The organism is Companilactobacillus zhongbaensis, from assembly GCF_003946515.1.
GTDB classification, from domain to species: Bacteria; Bacillota; Bacilli; order Lactobacillales; family Lactobacillaceae; genus Companilactobacillus; species Companilactobacillus zhongbaensis.
Map to the genome: position 1 here is coordinate 168,417 of NZ_RHOM01000001.1, position 17,993 is coordinate 186,409.

Here is a 17,993-nt window from a genome sequence, read left to right on the forward strand (position 1 = left end):
CGGACATCTCAAAACTCGGCCTTTTACTAGGCAATAAATTGCCAAGTAAAATTTCACACCCTAGATTTGGCAATAACTTCCTTTTTTGGTGGGATACGGTACTTAGCTTTTTTGTGCTTACTTGCTGTGGTTTGGGTTGATTTGTTTATGTTTATTCGGTCTTACGATTTTTTCGTCTTGTACTTATCTTTTTGATTTTTTGTTTCTTTTTTCATCGGTTGGTATTTTGGTTTCTTCTTTTTCTTGCTCCTTTTTCGCTCCTTCGTCGCTTAAAGGTCGCAGTTTTTCGTTTTGGTCGGGATGGTTTTAAAATTTTTTTCGGTGGATGTGATTTTTTGGGAATTTTTTTGCTTCCATTTTTACTTTACTTTTTTCTTATGGTTTGTATAAAATAGTACTTGTAATATATCTAGACCTTTTTTATTTCAAGTTCGCTCTTTTGGGTTTGTTTACCCGTTTATATGTCTATACCAATTCGGATTTTCTGAATACTTGAGTGTATTTTCATTGTATTTATTTTTTGATTAATGACTTTTTTTGTCCTCAATTTTTTACGAGTTTATTGTGAAATTGTTAAAAATCGGTTTAAAATTGGGAGAAAGGGCTGTCATTTTTGCTAAAAAATGATATTATGAAAAGGTTCACAAGAAGGGTGAGCTTGGGTGAGACGATTTGCTTTTGGAATTTTGATTGTTTGATCTATTTTATTTTTTTTGGTTGAAGAAAACGCTTTTATTTTATGAAAAGGCGTTGGTGAAAATTGGATTTGGTTTTGTTTGATTTTCGCTTGTTTTCAGACAGTTGTCTTTTTTTAAGCAATCGGCTTGTCATTTTTTCTTTGTTAACTTTGTTGGATTTCTTGATGTTGTCGTAGTGTCGGGGATTTTTCGGAGTTACTTGTATTTTGTTTTGGTCAGTGGCTTTGAGTTTTGAACAATAAGTAAGGGCTTTCATTCTGGGAAAGAGTTACTTTTTTAAGTTGGGACCGCATTTGCTACTGATTGTGTTATTTTCAGATATGGTGGACTTTTTGCTATATCAAAATTTATAGGAGGTAAAAGAATGGTAAGTATTGTCATTGCTAGTCACGGTGAATTCGCTGACGGCATTAAGCAATCTGGATCGATGATATTTGGTGAACAAGAAGATGTTCAATCTGTTACTTTGATGCCTGATATGGGTCCAGATGATCTGAAGAAGAAATTGCAAGATGCTATTGCTACTTTTTCAAATCAAGACGAAGTATTGTTCCTTGTTGATCTTTGGGGTGGAACTCCATTCAACCAAGTTAATGGCTTGTTTGAAGAACATAAGGATAAATGGGCTATCGTCGCTGGTTTGAACTTGCCAATGCTGATTGAAGCTTATGCTTCAAGAATGTCAATGGATAGTGCTCACGAGATCGCAGCACATATCATTGAAACTGCTAAAGATGGGGTAAAGGTTCGTCCTGAAGAACTTCAACCTAAAGAAGAAAAAGCTGCAGCTCCTAAAGAGGCTGCTCCTAAGGCTTCTACTGGTGGTCAACCTGGTTCATTGTCATACGTATTGGCACGGATCGATTCTCGTTTGCTTCACGGACAAGTTGCTACTGGTTGGACTAAGACAACTAATCCTACTCGTATCATCGTTGTTTCTGATGCTGTTGCTAAAGATGATCTTCGTAAACAATTGATCCAACAAGCTGCACCAGTTGGTGTGCACGCTCACGTTGTGCCAATTAAACAAATGATCAAGTTAGCAAAAGATGATCAGCATTTTGGTGGCGAAAGAGCACTCTTGCTTTTTGAATCACCAGAAGATGCTTTGAGAGCTATCGAAGGTGGCGTTCCATTGAAGACTCTAAACGTTGGTTCAATGGCTCACTCAGAAGGAAAGGTTCAGCCTAACAAGGTGCTTGCCTTTAGCCAGGAGGATATTGATACATTCAATAAACTCAAGGATATGGGCATTGACTTTGATGTTCGGAAAGTTCCTGCAGACAATAAAGATAATATGCAAGCTATTTTGGACAAAGCTCAAGCTGAATTAAATAAAAAGAAATAATTTTTTAAGTTGTGTTTGATTTATGATCTAGTTGCATTCAACTAGATGACTCTCATTTCTAGGGTAAGTAGAGTTTAAATAATGGAGGATTAATACTAATGGAATTGAATGTTATTCAAATTATATTAGTCGTTCTTGTATCTTTCCTTGCTGGTATGGAAGGTATTCTTGATGAATTCCATTTCCACCAACCAGTAATCGCTTGTACATTGATCGGCTTAGTTACCGGCCAACTTATGCCTTGCCTAATTTTAGGTGGTACACTTCAAATGGTCGCTTTAGGTTGGGCCAATATCGGTGCTGCTGTTGCGCCCGATGTTGCTTTAGCCTCAGTAGCTTCAGCTATTATCTTGGTCTTAGGTGGCCAAGGTACTAAGGGTGTTTCTTCAGCTTATGCTATTGCTATCCCTCTAGCTGTTGCTGGATTGTTACTAACAATCTTAGTTCGTACTATTAGTACTGGTATTGTTCATATCATGGATGCTGCCGCTAAGGAAGGTAACTTCAGAAAGATCGAAATGTGGCAATACATCGCTATTTGTTTACAAGGTCTACGTATTGCTATTCCTGCAGCTATGATCTTAGCTCTTGGTGCAGGTCCCGTTAAAGCAATGCTTACGGCTATCCCACAAGTAGTTCAAGATGGACTATCAATCGGTGGTGGTATGGTTGTTGCCGTAGGTTACGCTATGGTTATTAACATGATGGCTTCTCGTGAAGTTTGGCCATTCTTCGCAATTGGTTTCGTTTTGGCAACTATCAAATCGTTAACACTTATCGGTTTAGGTGCTATCGGTCTTGCCCTTGCTTTGATCTACTTGACACTTTCAAAGAGTGGCGGTTCAGGTAAAGGCGACGGCGGTAATACTGGCAATACAAATACCGGTGATCCCGTTGGAGATATCATAGATAATTACTAAAATGGAGGAAGAATAACATGGCAGATCAAGTTAAAATTTCTAAAAGAGATCGTATAGCCGTTTGGTGGCGTTCAACCTTCATTCAAGGTTCATGGAACTATGAACGTATGCAAAACGGTGGCTGGGCATATTCACTTATCCCAGTTTTGAAAAAATTATATAAGACAAAAGAAGATCGTGCCGCAGCTTTGAAGCGTCACTTGGAATTCTTCAATTGTCATCCTTACTTAGCTTCACCTATTCTAGGTGTAACTATGGCCTTGGAAGAAGAACGTGCTAACGGTGCTCCCGTTGATGACGTTGCCATCCAAGGTGTTAAAGTTGGTATGATGGGACCACTTGCTGGTATCGGTGACCCTGTGTTCTGGTTCACAGTTAAGCCTATCATCGGTGCTATCGCTGCTTCACTTGCAATGGGTGGAAGTATCGTTGGACCTATCCTTTATTTCGTAGCATGGAACGCTATCAGAATGGCTTTCATGTGGTACTCACAAGAATTAGGTTACAAAGCTGGTTCAAAGATCACCGAAGATATGTCCGGTGGTTTGTTACAAGATGTTACAAAGGGTGCATCTATTTTAGGTATGTTCATCCTAGGATCCTTGATCAACCGGTGGGTTGTTGTTAAATTCACGCCGGTCGTTTCATCGATCAAGCAACAAAAAGGTTCATATATTGATTGGGGCAACTTACCCAACAATATGAACGGTGTTAAAGAAGCTCTGATCCAACAAGCAGACGGACGGGCGTTGTCCATGGTCAAAGTCACGACCTTGCAAGATAACTTAGATCAATTGATTCCTGGACTTGCAGGACTACTATTAACATTCCTTTGCATGTACTTACTAAGAAAGAAAGTTTCACCAATCTGGCAAATCCTTGGATTATTCGCAATTGGTGTCTTCTTCCACTGGATCGGATTAATGTAAGATATTCAAAAATATAGAATGAACTCATTGGGGTTCATTCTTTTTTTGATTATAATGTAGGTATATATCGAGAATTAGAATGGAGTTTATTGATGGTTGAATCATTGAATACTAAATCAGAACTAGTTATCAACGGGACCTCGCACATGGGTTTGGCCGATTACGGCAAGATCATGGTCGGTGATAAGGCCTTTGAATTTTACGATGATCGTGATAAGAAAAATTACATTCAGATCCCCTGGACTCAGGTGGAGTACGTCGTCGTTTCCGTTATGTTCAAGGGCAAGTGGATCCCAAGATTTGGTATTAAAACTAAGAGTAGTGGAATGTTTACTTTTTCCGCGAAAGACCCGAAGAAAGTACTTCGCCAGATCCGCGAACACATCGATGCTGATAACATCGTTAAGTCCTTGAGCTTCAATCAAGTAGTTGCTCGTGGTGTCAAAAATCTATTCCATCGTAAGAAGAAAAAATAAAAAGAGAGTGTAAGGAGATGTCCAGCTGCTGAGGATTTAGGGACTATCAGCACTGGAGTGCTGCGAAGCAGTGCTCGCTGAAAGTTTCTAAACCGGAGGCCGCTATCTCCTGGAACTCGTTTCCAAAAAAGAGAGTGCAAGGAGATGGTCAGCTGCTGAGGATTTAGGGACTATCAGCACTGGAGTGCTGCGGAGCAGTGCTCGCTGAAAGTTTCTAAACCGGAGGCCGCTATCTCCTGGAACTCGTTTCCGATAAAAAAACCACATCGCAAGATGTGGTTTTTTAGTCTAAATTATGGAAAATATTAAACCAACGGTGTTTGGAATTTTTTCCCATGTAGATGTCGTTGATCAAAACTAACAGCTCATTAAAACACTCGGGTAATTGAAATTTATGCTTCCGTGAGTATATCGCTGCTTCTTTGCGAAGCCCGAGGCTGTTTTTAAAACGTTTGGAGTGATCGACTTTATGTTCTAACTCTTTGAGTAATTTGACGATGTGTTTTTCATTTTTGATGTCAGGTATTTTCATGCATTCATCGATCAAGCGATGGATTTCGTCGATGTCTTGTTGTTCGTATTTCATATCTTTCTCCTGAGGCTATTGATTAAACGATGCTAAGCAGTAAAACGACTAAGTTCATGATGACGTGGCTCGTTGCGCTAACATAAATATTTTTGGAACGATAATAAACGAAGCAAAACCAAGCCCCCATGATCAAGTAGATTAAGAAGCGACTGTCTTGATGCAAAAAGGCGAATAAAAATGACGATATAAGCGCTGCCCAGATAACATTGGTAGGTTTGATCAAGTTAGCGAAGAAAACGCGTCTGAAGACGATTTCTTCCATGATAGGGGCACAAATTAAAATATAAACCAAATAATAAGGATATCCGTGGGCTGTTGCTAACAAGGTTAAGGTATTTTGTGATGATGTGGAAAGATGGAAGATCACTTGTTCAATGAAAGTGACTCCGAACTGGATGACGATGGCTCCGATAGTTCCGATCAAGATCCAGATCACCGCATTTTTCCAGTCAAATTTTTTCGATTCGAAGGAATTTTTGCCATCACGTTGGACTAAATAGATCATGGCACCAGTTGCAATCACGGCAGCTATGGTCATGATCAAGAAGTAGGGATGCCCAGTTAGGCGCATCATCGAAAGAATGGTTCCGACGAATAATAAAGCAATATATGACAGTAAAGTTGTCAGCTGATTAGTTGAATTTTTCATGTAAACTTCCTTTTTTATGATGTAAATACTTGCATGTTATTCATAAAATGTTAATATAAAAGTTGTGATTAGCACAACAGATGTTTGAGTGCTAAATTATTAAAAATTAAAATTTCATCGGAGGGATATAAAATTGTTAAAACCACTTGGAGACAGAATCATTGTAACAGTCGATAAAGAAGAAGAGAAGACAGTTGGTGGCATTGTTCTTGCTAATAACGCTAAAGAGAAGCCACAAACAGCAGAAGTTGTTGCTGTAGGTCCTGGTGCAACTACACCTGAAGGAAAGACATTACCTATGTCAGTTAAAGCCGGAGACAAGGTTCTCTTTGACAAGTATGCTGGCTCAGAAGTTAAGTATGACGATAAAGATTACCTAATCCTTCACGAAAAAGATATCATGGCAATCGCCGAATAATTAATCAGGCAAATATCAATTTACTAAATAATGGAGTGTGAAATTTAAATGGCTAAGGAAATTAAATTTTCAGAAGATGCACGTTCTAAAATGTTAGACGGTGTTAACAAACTTGCTAACACAGTTAAGACAACTATCGGACCAAAGGGTCGTAACGTTGTTCTTGAAAAGAGCTACGGTTCACCAGAAATCACAAATGATGGTGTAACAATTGCTAAGAGTATCGAATTAGAAGACCACTTCGAAAACATGGGTGCAAAGCTAGTTTCTGAAGTAGCTTCAAAGACTAACGATATCGCCGGTGATGGTACTACTACAGCTACTGTTTTAGCACAATCGATCATCGCTGAAGGTATGAAGAACGTTACTGCTGGTGCTAACCCTGTTGGAATTAGAACTGGTATCGAAAAAGCTACAAAGGCTGCTGTTGATCAACTACACAAGATCAGCCACAAAGTATCAGGTAAGAATGATATTGCTCAAGTAGCTTCAGTTTCTTCAGCAAGTCAAGAAGTCGGTGGACTTATTGCTGACGCTATGGAAAAAGTTGGTAACGATGGTGTTATCACAATCGAAGAATCAAAGGGTATCGATACAACATTAGACGTTGTTGAAGGTATGCAATTCGACCGTGGATACATTTCACAATACATGGTTACAGACAACGACAAGATGGAAGCAGATCTTGACAATCCTTACATCTTGATCACAGACAAGAAGATCTCAAACATCCAAGATATCTTGCCACTACTACAAAAAATCGTTCAAGAAGGTAAAGCATTATTGATCATTGCTGATGATATCGATGGTGAAGCATTACCAACATTAGTATTGAACAAGATCCGTGGTACATTCAACGTTGTTGCTGTTAAGGCACCTGGTTTTGGTGACCGTCGTAAGGCACAACTTGAAGATATCGCTCAATTAACAGGTGCACAAGTTATCACATCTGACTTAGGCCTTGAACTAAAAGATACAACAATGGATCAATTAGGTTCAGCTGGTAAAGTAACTGTTACAAAAGACAACACAACAATTGTTGAAGGTGCTGGTTCGAAGGATGCCATCAACGAACGTGTTGAAAACATCAAGAAACAAATCGCTGAAACAACATCAGACTTCGACAAGGAAAAACTTCAAGAACGTCTAGCTAAATTAGCTGGTGGTGTTGCTGTCGTTAAAGTCGGTGCTGCTACAGAAACAGAATTGAAAGAACGTAAATACAGAATCGAAGATGCCCTAAACGCTACACGTGCTGCCGTGGAAGAAGGCTACGTAGCTGGTGGTGGTACAGCATTAGTTGACATCTTGGATGCTGTTAAAGCAGTCAAAGGTGAAGGCGACGTCCAAACAGGTATCAACATCGTCGTACGTGCCCTTGAAGAACCAGTTCGTCAAATCGCAGAAAACGCCGGACTAGAAGGCTCAGTTATCGTTGAACACTTGAAGTCACAAGACCAAGAAGTAGGTTACAACGCCGCAACTGACAAGTGGGAAAACATGGTCAAAGCCGGAATCATCGACCCAACAAAGGTTACACGTTCAGCATTACAAAACGCAGCCAGTGTTGCCGCTCTATTGTTAACAACAGAAGCAGTTGTTGCTGACAAAGATGATCCAAATGCACAAGCCCCAGCAGCAGGTGCTAACCCTGCAGCAGGCATGGGCGGAATGATGTAATCGTTCCCCATCAAAACCCCAACAAACCGATGAGGTTGTTAGGATAAGAGTACCTCAGAGATTTATTAGAAATAAATACCGTGTAAAAAGACGCCTCCGGGCGTCTTTTTTGATGTAGTAGTGTTGGTAGAGGTTCACTGCCGGTTCTGTGGAGGGTTCCGGGAATTGCGCCGTGGAACGCTGCGGACCCACTTTCGACCTCAGTTGTTCGGTGGCGTAGCCACCACCAAAACCGGTCGCGCAAGTGCATTAGCACTTACGTTCCATTACATCTCAAAGCTGGGTCTTTTCGTAAGCACGGCCTTTGCCGAGCAAACGAAAATTTCGCGGCTGACGGCGAATTCCCTCCACCCTCCACAGAACCTAGAGTTGGTACAAATATTCCTTGCTTGTGGGGGTAACGGTACTTATTTCAACACTGGTAGATTGTTTTGGTTTAATAGTGGGATTTATCTCTTTTTCGGTCTTAAGATTTTGGGTTCTCGCTCTATCTTGTTGATTTTTTTTGGTAATATCACCGAAGAATTATTGATTTTCTTCTTCATACGAAGCAAGGATAAATAAGAAGCCTCTTAAAGCTGGTTTAATTTTTTTGATTTTACTACATTGGTTGAGATTGAGATAGACATGTGAGAAATAGGACGCATTAGTAGTGCCAACTTGATCAAAAAAGATCGGTAAAGGTCAAACAGAGGGAGAGATTATTTTATCTATCTAGGTGGAGGGGCGGGGCGCTATATGGGTTCAGCTGTGAAATTATTCTTAGCGACGAAGGAGCTTAGAATAAGACTCGTATTGGAGATGTCCGGGTGAACTTCCCGGATAGCTTCAATCGGGTCCACAGCGTTCCAATCCCATATAGCGCTACCACCACCATCCAAACACAAAACAAAATATCAACAGCAAACTTAATTTCATTGGTATCATTATATTGATGAGGTGAATTTAATGGAGAAACTTTTTTCGATTGGACAGCTGGGTAAAATTTTTAATATTGCAATTCCTACTTTGAGATATTACGACGAAGTTGGTCTGTTGAATCCGGCTAAGGTTGATCCGGATACTCACTATCGATATTACTCGACCGAGCAGTTTGAGCGCTTGAACGTGATCACTTATTTGCGAGCTCTTGATTTGTCGGTCGAGTCGATCAAAGAGTTCTTTCAGGCTCGGGATACTACTAAATTGGAAGATATGCTGGTCGAACAAAAGGAGCGGGTCAATCAGCAAATTCATGCTCTACAGCAGATCGACCAACGGATCGATGCTCGATTGAATCAAGTGCAAGATGCTGCTAATTCGGTTCTTGAAAAAATCGAATTGGTGGAACTGCCACAAATTCCTATCATTTCTTTGAATGAGGATTATCGTCCTAATGAAGATATTGAGTTTCCTATATCTACTTTGCGTAGAAAATATGGTTTGGATAAGAATATTTTTTTAGGAAAGATCGTGTTGACTTTGAATCGCCAACAATTAATGGAGCATGAGTTCGATGAGTATAACAGTTTGTTGTTGATTTTGGAGCCAGGTGATGGTGGCGATGCGACTGGTTATTTGCCTGCGGGTGAATACGTGCGTGTCAGATTTCACGGTACCCATCAAATGGCGGGTGACTGTTATCGGAAACTGTTGAAGTATTGCCAAGACAAGCAGCTGGAGATCGTTGATGATGCCATTGAGACGGCGCTGATCGACTATGGTATCACGGATAATTTTGATAAGTATGTTACTGAGATCAAGATACCTGTCAAAAAACAATTGACCCTCAAGTAACTTGAGAGTTTAATATAGGCACTATCAACACACAAAGGGGAGCATCATGATAGGAACAATTTATAACGTCTGCATGATCCTGATCGGGAGTGTCATCGGACGTTTTCTTCACAAAGGATTAAAACCGCAGTATCAGACGATATTAACTCAAGCTTTAGGACTTGTGGCCATGGTTGTGGGGATCAATGCTGTGGTCGAAAATATGCCTAAAAGTCACTATCCGATAATGTTTATCTTGAGCTTAGCCATCGGTGGAGTAATTGGTCAGTGGCTCAACATTCAAAAACACTTCGACAACTTAGTCGGCAGATTTTCCGGAGGCGGAAATTTAGCAGAAGGACTGGCCACCGCTATCTTGTTATACTGCATCGGCTCACTATCGATTTTAGGACCGATTCAAGCAGCACTGAACAAAGACTACACATTCTTATTCACTAACGGAACACTCGATGGCATCACTTCAATCGTCCTAGCCTCAACTTTCGGATTTGGAATAGCCTTAGCAGCTGGAGCCGTTTTGGCTTGGCAAGGAAGCATTTACTTGATTGCCATGATGCTTCAAAGTTCCATCAACACGAGCATGGTAACAGAATTGACCATCGTCGGTGGAGTCCTGATCCTAGCATCAGGATTAGGACTTTTAGAGATTAAAAAAATCAGCGTCCTAAACTTATTACCAGCTTTGATCGTACCGATAGTAGGTGTCATGATCATCCAAATATTTTAGATTAATTCTGTATACAAAACATAAAATTATAAGCGAAAACACAAGCACATAGCTGATTGAGATCAACTATGTGCTTTTTATATGTCTAAGATATACTGTATACAATCGAACGGAGAAAATAATTGAAATAGCATTATCAAGTCAATGTATAAGTCTCATCTAATTTATAAACATAATCTTTTAGCCAACAATATTTGTTTTATTTAAATTAAGTTGACATTTATTAGAAAAAAGCTAATACTCTTTAATAATTAAATAAATTAGGGAGGCTTTTATTATGAAATATGCAGTATTAGGCGCAGGTGCAATGGGGTTGAGGTATGGACTCTTATTGCAGGAAGCGGGCTTCCCTGTTGATTTTGTTGAAATCTGGGATAAATCAATCAACACCATCAAAGAACAAGGTGGAGTGTATCAATCTCGAGATCGTCAAAATAAACATTTAGTACCAGTAAATATTTTTTCACCAGAGGACTATCAAGGCGACCCTGATGTTTGGATCGTCTTCGTTAAACAGATGCAATTGGCAGACGCTTTGAAGCGATGTCAACATTTATTCAACGACAAGCAATATGTCGTAGCACCAATGAACGGGATCGGTCATGTGGAAAAACTCAACCAGTACTTTGATGCCAACAAAGTCATCAGTGGAACAGCTATGATCGCCACAGTCTTGAACGGACCTGGAGATGTCGACTTCATGGGAGCAGCAGGAGCTGGTTCCATGAAAATCGTCAATCAAAATGAGCAACCGGACGAAATGACACACAAGATAGTGGACGAATTCACCAAGGCAAATTTAAATCCACAATTAACCACAAACTTCATGGGAACCTTGATGTCAAAGGTTATATTAAACTCAGTATTGAATACACTATGCACAATGTTCGAAATCAGAATGGGTGAATTCATCCAAGCACCAACAGCCGAAAAGTTGTCAAAACAATTGATCAACGAAGCATTCGACGTCTGTGAACGTGCCAACATCCAATTACTAAACACCAGAGAAGAAGAATGGCAAGCCATCAAAACAGCCAGTGAAACAGGCATGCCACTACACTACCCATCAATGTACCAAGATCTCCATAAAAACCGTCCAACAGAAGTAGACTACATCAACGGCTTCATCTACGACTTAGGATTGAAGTATCATTACGAAGCATCGACACATGACTACTTGAGAAATTTAGTTCACTTAGCAGAGTTTACTAAGAATTTTGATCCTGATTCATTGTTAGCTACAGAAGAATAATTAAAATATGAAGAGCAATATTCTAACGCAGAACTGTACACGCTGGAATATTGCTTTTTCTATGTAAAAAAATCAAATAATTAGTTGAGTTTTTCCAATTCAGAACAAACCTGAGATAGACCGAAAAGAATAGGGCAGGAAAAGGTGTCAATTTAACAAGAAAAGATCGGTCACCACCCACAAGAGAGAAGGATATTAACAAATCTAGGTGGATGGGCGGGGCGCTATATGGGCTCAGCCGCGAAATAATGGAACGTAAGTGCTGACGCACTTGCGCAACTGGTTCTTGGTGGTGGCTTTGCCACCGAACAACTAAGGAAGCCAGTCCCATATAGCGCCCCGCCCCGGAACCGGCAGTGAACCACCAACCAAACTACCACCACTATCCAAACGTAAAATCAAAATATCCACCACCAAAAATTTTTGCTATAATTAAAACCCGTAATTTAGCAACATATATAGGAAAATTAAGCCCATACAAATACCCGAACAGGTGTTTCTTTGGTACAATGGTTTAAGTATAGATAGGGGACAATAATATATGAAAATACTTTTCGTTGGGGACGTTGTAGGCAACATCGGAATCAAAACACTTGAGACCTATTTGCCACAGATCAAACAAGTGGTGAAGCCACAATTGACCATCGTCAATGGTGAAAACGCCGTGAACGGCAAAGGCATTAATGAAGCAGCTTACCAAAAGATCCAAGTAGCTGGTGCCGATATCGTTTCTGGTGGTAATCACAGCTGGGATCGGATGGAAGTAACTGACTTGTTTAACGACCCTAAGAAAAAGGTTTTGCGCCCATACAATTTTCCTGGCGAAAATATTCCTGGAACTGGCATCATCAAGACTAAGGTCAATCAAAAGACGGTCTACGTTATCAATATGCAAGGGACGGCTTTGATGCAACCTTTGGACAATCCGTTTCGTGCTTTTGATCAATTGCTACCGACATTAGATGACGATGCTATCAAGTTTGTCGACTTTCACGCGGAAACTACAAGTGAAAAGATCGCTACCGGGATGTATTTGACTGGTAAAGTTGCGGCCGTTGTCGGAACTCATACTCATGTTCCAACTAATGACGCTCGTGTTTTTGAAAAGCAGACGGCTTATTTGACTGATGTTGGAATGACTGGTTCATACGATGGCATCCTTGGGATAACTCGTGGACCAGTGATCACTCGCTTTTTGACGCAGCGTCCGACAAAACATGAAGTAGATGAAGACGGGCGGATGCAGATCGGCTTTTGCGTGGTCGACGTGAATGACCAAACTAATTACGCTCGCAGCATTAAGAATTACGTAATCAATCCTGACAATAAAAAATTTTTACAATAGTGGAGGACATTTATGCCACAGAAAACTAAAGAGACCCCAATGATGGAACAATATCTGGAATATAAGAAACAATTTCCAGATGCTTTTTTGTTTTATCGGGTCGGTGATTTTTATGAAATGTTTTACGACGATGCTGTCAAAGCTTCCCAAATTTTGGAATTGACATTAACATCCCGTAATAAAAAAGCCGACGACAGTATTCCGATGTGTGGCGTTCCCCACAAAGCCGTGGAGAGTTACATCGATACTTTGGTCGACAAGGGATACAAGGTAGCTGTTTGTGATCAATTAGAGAATCCTGCTGATGCGCAAGGTAAGATGGTCAAACGTGGCATCACTCGCGTAGTGACACCTGGGACGATCATGGATGCTAACAATCAGGCAACCGAAAACAACTACATCACTGCCGTCACTTATAACAAAGGTGAGTTCGGCTTGGCTTATGCTGACTTAACAACTGGTGAAGTCAAAGTCACGACAGTAGACAACCAGCTCGACTTGATCAATGAACTGCAAAATTTGAATACTAAAGAAGCAGTCGTTTTTGACACCTTTGCTAAAAAGTATCTTGATCCCTTGCGCAAGTTAGGAATCCTGATCTCGAAGATCACTGATTTAGAAGACAATTACAGTTTTGATTTTTCTCAAGTTAATGATGACAAACAAGTTGTGACCTTGAAATTGTTGATCAGCTATTTGATCAAGACGCAGATGCGTTCACTCGATCATTTAAAAGCTGCCCAAACTTATGAGATCTCAGCTTATTTGTCAATGGATCACAGTGCCCAAAGTAATCTCGAGCTTTTTAAAAACATCCGGACTGATAAGAAGTCTGGTACTTTGTTGTGGCTTTTAGATGAAACCAAGACGGCGATGGGTGGACGGCTTTTGAAACAGTGGCTAGCACGTCCGTTGATCAAATCAAAGCCATTGAAAGCTCGCCAACATTTAGTACAAGTCTTTTTGGACAACTATTTTCAACGTTCATCTTTCCAAGATTATTTAACGAAGGTTTACGACTTGGAACGCTTAGCCGGAAGAGTCGCTTATGGAACGGTAAATGGTCGTGATTTGATCCAATTAAAGACCTCACTGCAACAAGTCCCTCAGATCAAGTCGATCCTACTAGACATCGGTGATGATCAGTTAACAGCCTTCGTGGAAAAAATCGACGAAGTCGCTGATATTCGTGACTTGATCGAAGAATCGATTGTCGAAGAACCACCAATTTCCGTTACTGGTGGTGGCGTGATTAAAGAAGGTTATAACGAGCAACTTGACCAATATCTCGATGCCTCGAAAAACGGTAAACGTTGGATGGCTGAGTTAAAAGTTCAAGAACAAGAAGCTACAGGTATCAGCAATTTGAAGATCGGCTACAATAAAGTATTTGGCTATTACATTGAAGTCAGCCGAGGCAACGTTGACAAAGTTCCTGAAGGCAGATATCAACGAAAACAAACTTTGACCAACGCTGAAAGATACATCACACCAGAGTTAAAAGAAAAAGAAAGCTTGATTTTAGAAGCTGAAGATAAGTCGCAATCTTTGGAATATCATCTTTTTGATCAGATTAGAGCAAAAGTCAAAGACCAGATCAGACGTTTGCAAGAATTAGCTACGATTTTGTCAGAACTCGATGTCTTGCAAAGTTTCGCGGTCGTTTCGGAAACTTACCACTATGTAGCTCCAGATTTTGTCGAAGGACATCAATTAAAGATCGTTAATGGTCGACATCCAGTTGTGGAAAAAGTACTTGGCAATAACAGTTACATCCCTAATGATGTGACGTTTGATTCCGACACCGATGTCTTGCTGATCACTGGACCTAACATGTCTGGTAAGAGTACTTATATGAGACAACTAGCTTTGACAGTCATCATGGCTCAAGTAGGTTGTTTCGTACCCGCCGAAGCTGCGACCTTGCCAATTTTTGACCACATCTTCACACGGATCGGAGCCGCTGACGACTTGATCTCCGGTGATAGTACTTTCATGGTCGAAATGCGAGAAGCAAACGACGCTTTGAAAAATGCGACTCAGAATTCTTTGATAATCTTCGATGAATTGGGTCGTGGAACAGCTACGTATGATGGGATGGCGCTTGCCCAAGCTATCATTGAATACTTGGATAAAAATGTACACGCAATGACGATGTTTTCAACTCACTATCACGAATTAACTGTGCTAGAAAGTCAGCTTCAAGGTGTCAAAAACGTTCATGTTGATGCATCAGAAGAAGATGGGAATCTCGTCTTTTTGCACAAAGTCTTACCAGGACCAGCTGACAAATCTTATGGTATCCACGTGGCCAAACTTGCAGGATTACCAGATGATGTCTTAGTTCGGGCTGACAGTATTTTATCTAACTTAGAGTCCCATAACGGAGCTGAGATCAAAGTGTCTGACGATGTCGTCGCTGAACCTAAAGCGGAAGTTGCTGATAAGCCTAAGCAGGCTAAAGAAAAGGCACCGAAGAAAAAAGTCGACGACGGACAATTGTCATTGTTCCCTGAAGATGACCCTGAAATGTTGAAAGCTAAAGACGTAGCAGAAGAATTGTCGAAGCAAGATCTGATGAATGTCACACCGATCGAAGCTATCAACTTGCTCTACAAGTGGCAACAAAAACTTAAGTAAAGAAGGTGGAACGTGTGGGTAAAATTCATGAATTACCAGTTGAATTAAGTAACCAGATCGCAGCTGGAGAAGTGATCGAACGACCAGCTTCTGTAGTGAAAGAATTAGTCGAAAACTCGATCGATGCCCACGCCACCCAGATTTTGATCCGGGTGCAACAGTCGGGATTAAAGTCGATTGAAGTAAATGATAACGGTGATGGGATCGACCCTGATGAGGTGGAGATTGCTTTTCAACCGCATTCAACTAGTAAGATCAGTAACGACCGTGACCTTTTTGCCATCAAGACCTTAGGTTTCCGTGGTGAAGCTTTAGCCAGTATCGCTTCTGTTTCCAAATTGACGATCCTAACGAGTACCGATGGTAAGTCGGCCGTTAAAGCTGATTTTGCCGGTAATACTTTATTGAACAAGGAAACTCATGCTCGATCAAAAGGAACCACGATCACTGTCGAAGATATCTTTTTCAACACGCCCGCTCGACTCAAATACATCAAGTCACTGCATACCGAGTTGAACCGGATCGTCGATATCGTCGACCGTTTAGCCATGGGGCATCCGGATATTTCCTTTCGACTAGTTCATGAAAAAAAGGATCTCGTCTGGACTTCCGGAAATGGCAACTTGCAACAAACTATTGCTGGTATTTATGGTCGGACGATTGCCAGTCACATGTTGAGCTTTGAAAACTCCGATTCTGATTATCAGATCAAAGGTTATTTTTCAAAACCCGATACGACTAGATCCAATCGCTCTTACATGTCGATGATCTTAAATGGCCGCTACATTAAAAATTATCAGCTGTCCAATGCTGTTATTCGCGGTTACGGCTCAAAGCTCATGATCGGACGTTTTCCAGTGGCGGTGATCGACATTAAATTGGATCCTAACTTAGTCGATATCAACGTGCATCCGACTAAACAAGAAGTGCGTTTAGCTAACGAAAGCAGGATCGCTGACCTGATCAGTGCTGGGATCAAAGAACGTTTGTCAGATCAAAATTTGATCCCCGATGCTGTAAAAAATCTTGGTCGCAAAGCAACGACAATGCCACCGATCGAAAAGCCAGAACAGATCACTTTTGATACTTTGCCAACGATCGATAAGATCGAGCAAACGATCAAAGAACCGAAGCAACCCGTTGTTCTTGATGACGGGCAGCCTGATCCTTTATTAGTCGGCACGCCGATTTTTAAAGATCAGGACCATTTGGCAGCTTGGGATGCTCGATTAAAAAAAGAAGCTGGTCAAACTGTCGATGTTGATGAATCAGACGATGACCAAGTTCAAGATATTAAGCCATTAGTCGAAGAGACTCGTGAACACAATGAATTTCCTGACTTACGTTACATCGGTCAGATCCATGGAACTTATTTGGTCGCTGAAAGTAAAGACGGCTTTTACTTGATCGACCAACATGCTGCTCAAGAGCGGGTCAATTACGAATATTATCGGGAAGAGATCGGGAAAGTTTCTCGTGATCAACAGCGCCTGCTCGTGCCGATCGTGTTAGATTATTCCAATACCGAAGCCATTATGATCAAAGATAAAAAAGACATCTTGGAAGATATCGGACTCCATGTCGAAGACTTTGGTCAAAACAGTTTTGTCATCAATACGCATCCAACTTGGTTCGTTCCCGGACAAGAAGAGTCAACGATTCGTGAAATGATCGACTATGTCTTGAATGATTCGAAGATCAGTGTAGCTGCCTTTCGCGAGAAAAATGCCATCATGATGAGTTGTAAGCGAGCAATCAAAGCTAACCACCATTTGGATGACCAAGAAGCGATGCACTTGCTGCACAACTTGACTAAGTGTGAGAATCCCTACAACTGTCCTCATGGACGTCCAGTTTTAGTGCAATTTAGTAACAAAGATTTAGAAAAAATGTTCAAGCGGATCCAAGATTCGCATGACACTAGAGAAAGTGAATAAATATGTTTGAATACTTAAACGGTACTATTACTTACATCGACCCCGCATACATTGTTTGTGATGTTGATGGCGTGGGCTACAAAGTCCAAGTTGCCAATCCATATCGATATGAAGAAAATCAACCAGCCAAAGTTTTCGTGGAACAGATCGTCCGTGATAACGAGCAATCCTTATATGGATTTTACGATCTCAACGAAAAAAAGATTTTTCTCAATTTGATCAGTGTTTCCGGCATTGGCCCTAAGAGTGCGCTAGCCATTTTAGCTGGTCAAGATCACTCCGGTTTGATCCATGCCATTGAGAATAACGATGTTAAATTTTTGACGAAGTTTCCTAAGATTGGGAAGAAAACGGCTCAACAAATTATTTTGGATCTCAACGGTAAATTTACTGCTGAAGGTCAAATGACCTTAGGCCAAGCGCCGATCCCACTGACTAACGGGACCGATTCACCAGAATTACTCGATGGACTTGCAGCTTTGCAGTCATTGGGCTATTCTGCTAGAGAAATCGCTAAGATCAAAGATAAGCTCAAAGAGCAACAATTAGACTCAGCCGATGCATATTTGCGTGCTGGGTTACAATTATTAACGAAATAGGGGAGGTAGC

16 protein-coding genes are annotated in these 17,993 nt (G+C 40.8%); 14 read left to right on the forward strand and 2 right to left on the reverse strand.

Features of this window, described 5'->3' with window-relative positions; all coding sequences use genetic code 11:
• Positions 1–1,062 precede the first annotated feature (1,062 nt).
• From EKM69_RS00890 to EKM69_RS00905, 4 genes are all read left to right on the forward strand, one after another.
• A complete protein-coding gene (locus tag EKM69_RS00890) occupies positions 1,063–2,046 on the forward strand; it encodes a PTS sugar transporter subunit IIB (protein WP_125707165.1) in 984 nt (327 codons plus the stop codon).
• A 98-nt stretch (positions 2,047–2,144) separates the two neighbouring features.
• A complete protein-coding gene (locus EKM69_RS00895) occupies positions 2,145–2,966 on the forward strand; it encodes a PTS mannose/fructose/sorbose transporter subunit IIC (RefSeq protein ID WP_125707167.1) in 822 nt (273 codons plus the stop codon).
• Positions 2,967–2,983: 17 nt separating this feature from the next.
• The gene (locus EKM69_RS00900) at positions 2,984–3,895 is read left to right on the forward strand and encodes a PTS system mannose/fructose/sorbose family transporter subunit IID (RefSeq protein ID WP_125707169.1); all 912 of its coding nucleotides are present in this window, start codon (positions 2,984–2,986) and stop codon (positions 3,893–3,895) included.
• Positions 3,896–3,987: 92 nt separating this feature from the next.
• Complete coding sequence (locus EKM69_RS00905; RefSeq protein ID WP_125707171.1) at positions 3,988–4,371, forward strand: DUF956 family protein; 384 nt, start codon at positions 3,988–3,990, stop codon at positions 4,369–4,371.
• A gap of 283 nt (positions 4,372–4,654) precedes the next feature.
• Here EKM69_RS00905 and EKM69_RS00910 read toward each other — a convergent pair whose 3' ends face one another.
• Positions 4,655–4,957, reverse strand: coding sequence for a hypothetical protein (locus tag EKM69_RS00910; protein WP_125707173.1), 303 nt, complete (start codon positions 4,955–4,957; stop codon positions 4,655–4,657).
• 22 nt (positions 4,958–4,979) lie between these two features.
• A complete protein-coding gene (locus EKM69_RS00915; protein ID WP_125707175.1) occupies positions 4,980–5,609 on the reverse strand; it encodes a CPBP family intramembrane glutamic endopeptidase in 630 nt (209 codons plus the stop codon).
• A 133-nt stretch (positions 5,610–5,742) separates the two neighbouring features.
• Between EKM69_RS00915 and groES the strand changes: the two genes are divergently transcribed.
• The 10 genes from groES (at position 5,743) to ruvA (ending at position 17,983) form a co-directional block, all read left to right on the forward strand.
• A complete protein-coding gene (groES, locus tag EKM69_RS00920) occupies positions 5,743–6,027 on the forward strand; it encodes a co-chaperone GroES (protein ID WP_125707177.1) in 285 nt (94 codons plus the stop codon).
• A 48-nt stretch (positions 6,028–6,075) separates the two neighbouring features.
• Entirely contained in the window at positions 6,076–7,707 is a 1,632-nt protein-coding gene (gene groL / locus EKM69_RS00925) for a chaperonin GroEL (protein WP_125707179.1), read from the forward strand.
• A 165-nt stretch (positions 7,708–7,872) separates the two neighbouring features.
• Positions 7,873–8,271: a hypothetical protein gene (locus tag EKM69_RS00930; RefSeq protein WP_125707181.1), complete on the forward strand. Its 399-nt coding sequence runs from the start codon at positions 7,873–7,875 to the stop codon at positions 8,269–8,271.
• 384 nt (positions 8,272–8,655) lie between these two features.
• Positions 8,656–9,483: a MerR family transcriptional regulator gene (locus EKM69_RS00935; RefSeq protein ID WP_125707183.1), complete on the forward strand. Its 828-nt coding sequence runs from the start codon at positions 8,656–8,658 to the stop codon at positions 9,481–9,483.
• A 46-nt stretch (positions 9,484–9,529) separates the two neighbouring features.
• Positions 9,530–10,210, forward strand: a complete 681-nt coding sequence (locus EKM69_RS00940) for a DUF554 domain-containing protein (protein ID WP_125707185.1) — start codon at positions 9,530–9,532, stop codon at positions 10,208–10,210.
• A gap of 277 nt (positions 10,211–10,487) precedes the next feature.
• Positions 10,488–11,462 carry a ketopantoate reductase family protein gene (locus tag EKM69_RS00945; RefSeq protein WP_125707188.1) on the forward strand — a complete coding sequence of 325 codons (975 nt, stop codon included), beginning with the start codon at positions 10,488–10,490 and terminating at the stop codon, positions 11,460–11,462.
• A 541-nt stretch (positions 11,463–12,003) separates the two neighbouring features.
• Entirely contained in the window at positions 12,004–12,807 is an 804-nt protein-coding gene (locus EKM69_RS00950; RefSeq protein WP_125707190.1) for a TIGR00282 family metallophosphoesterase, read from the forward strand.
• A 12-nt stretch (positions 12,808–12,819) separates the two neighbouring features.
• The gene (gene mutS / locus EKM69_RS00955) at positions 12,820–15,447 is read left to right on the forward strand and encodes a DNA mismatch repair protein MutS (protein WP_125707192.1); all 2,628 of its coding nucleotides are present in this window, start codon (positions 12,820–12,822) and stop codon (positions 15,445–15,447) included.
• Between the two features lie 14 nt (positions 15,448–15,461).
• Entirely contained in the window at positions 15,462–17,384 is a 1,923-nt protein-coding gene (gene mutL, locus EKM69_RS00960) for a DNA mismatch repair endonuclease MutL (protein WP_164505803.1), read from the forward strand.
• A 2-nt stretch (positions 17,385–17,386) separates the two neighbouring features.
• A complete protein-coding gene (gene ruvA / locus EKM69_RS00965) occupies positions 17,387–17,983 on the forward strand; it encodes a Holliday junction branch migration protein RuvA (RefSeq protein ID WP_125707196.1) in 597 nt (198 codons plus the stop codon).
• Positions 17,984–17,993: the final 10 nt, after the last annotated feature.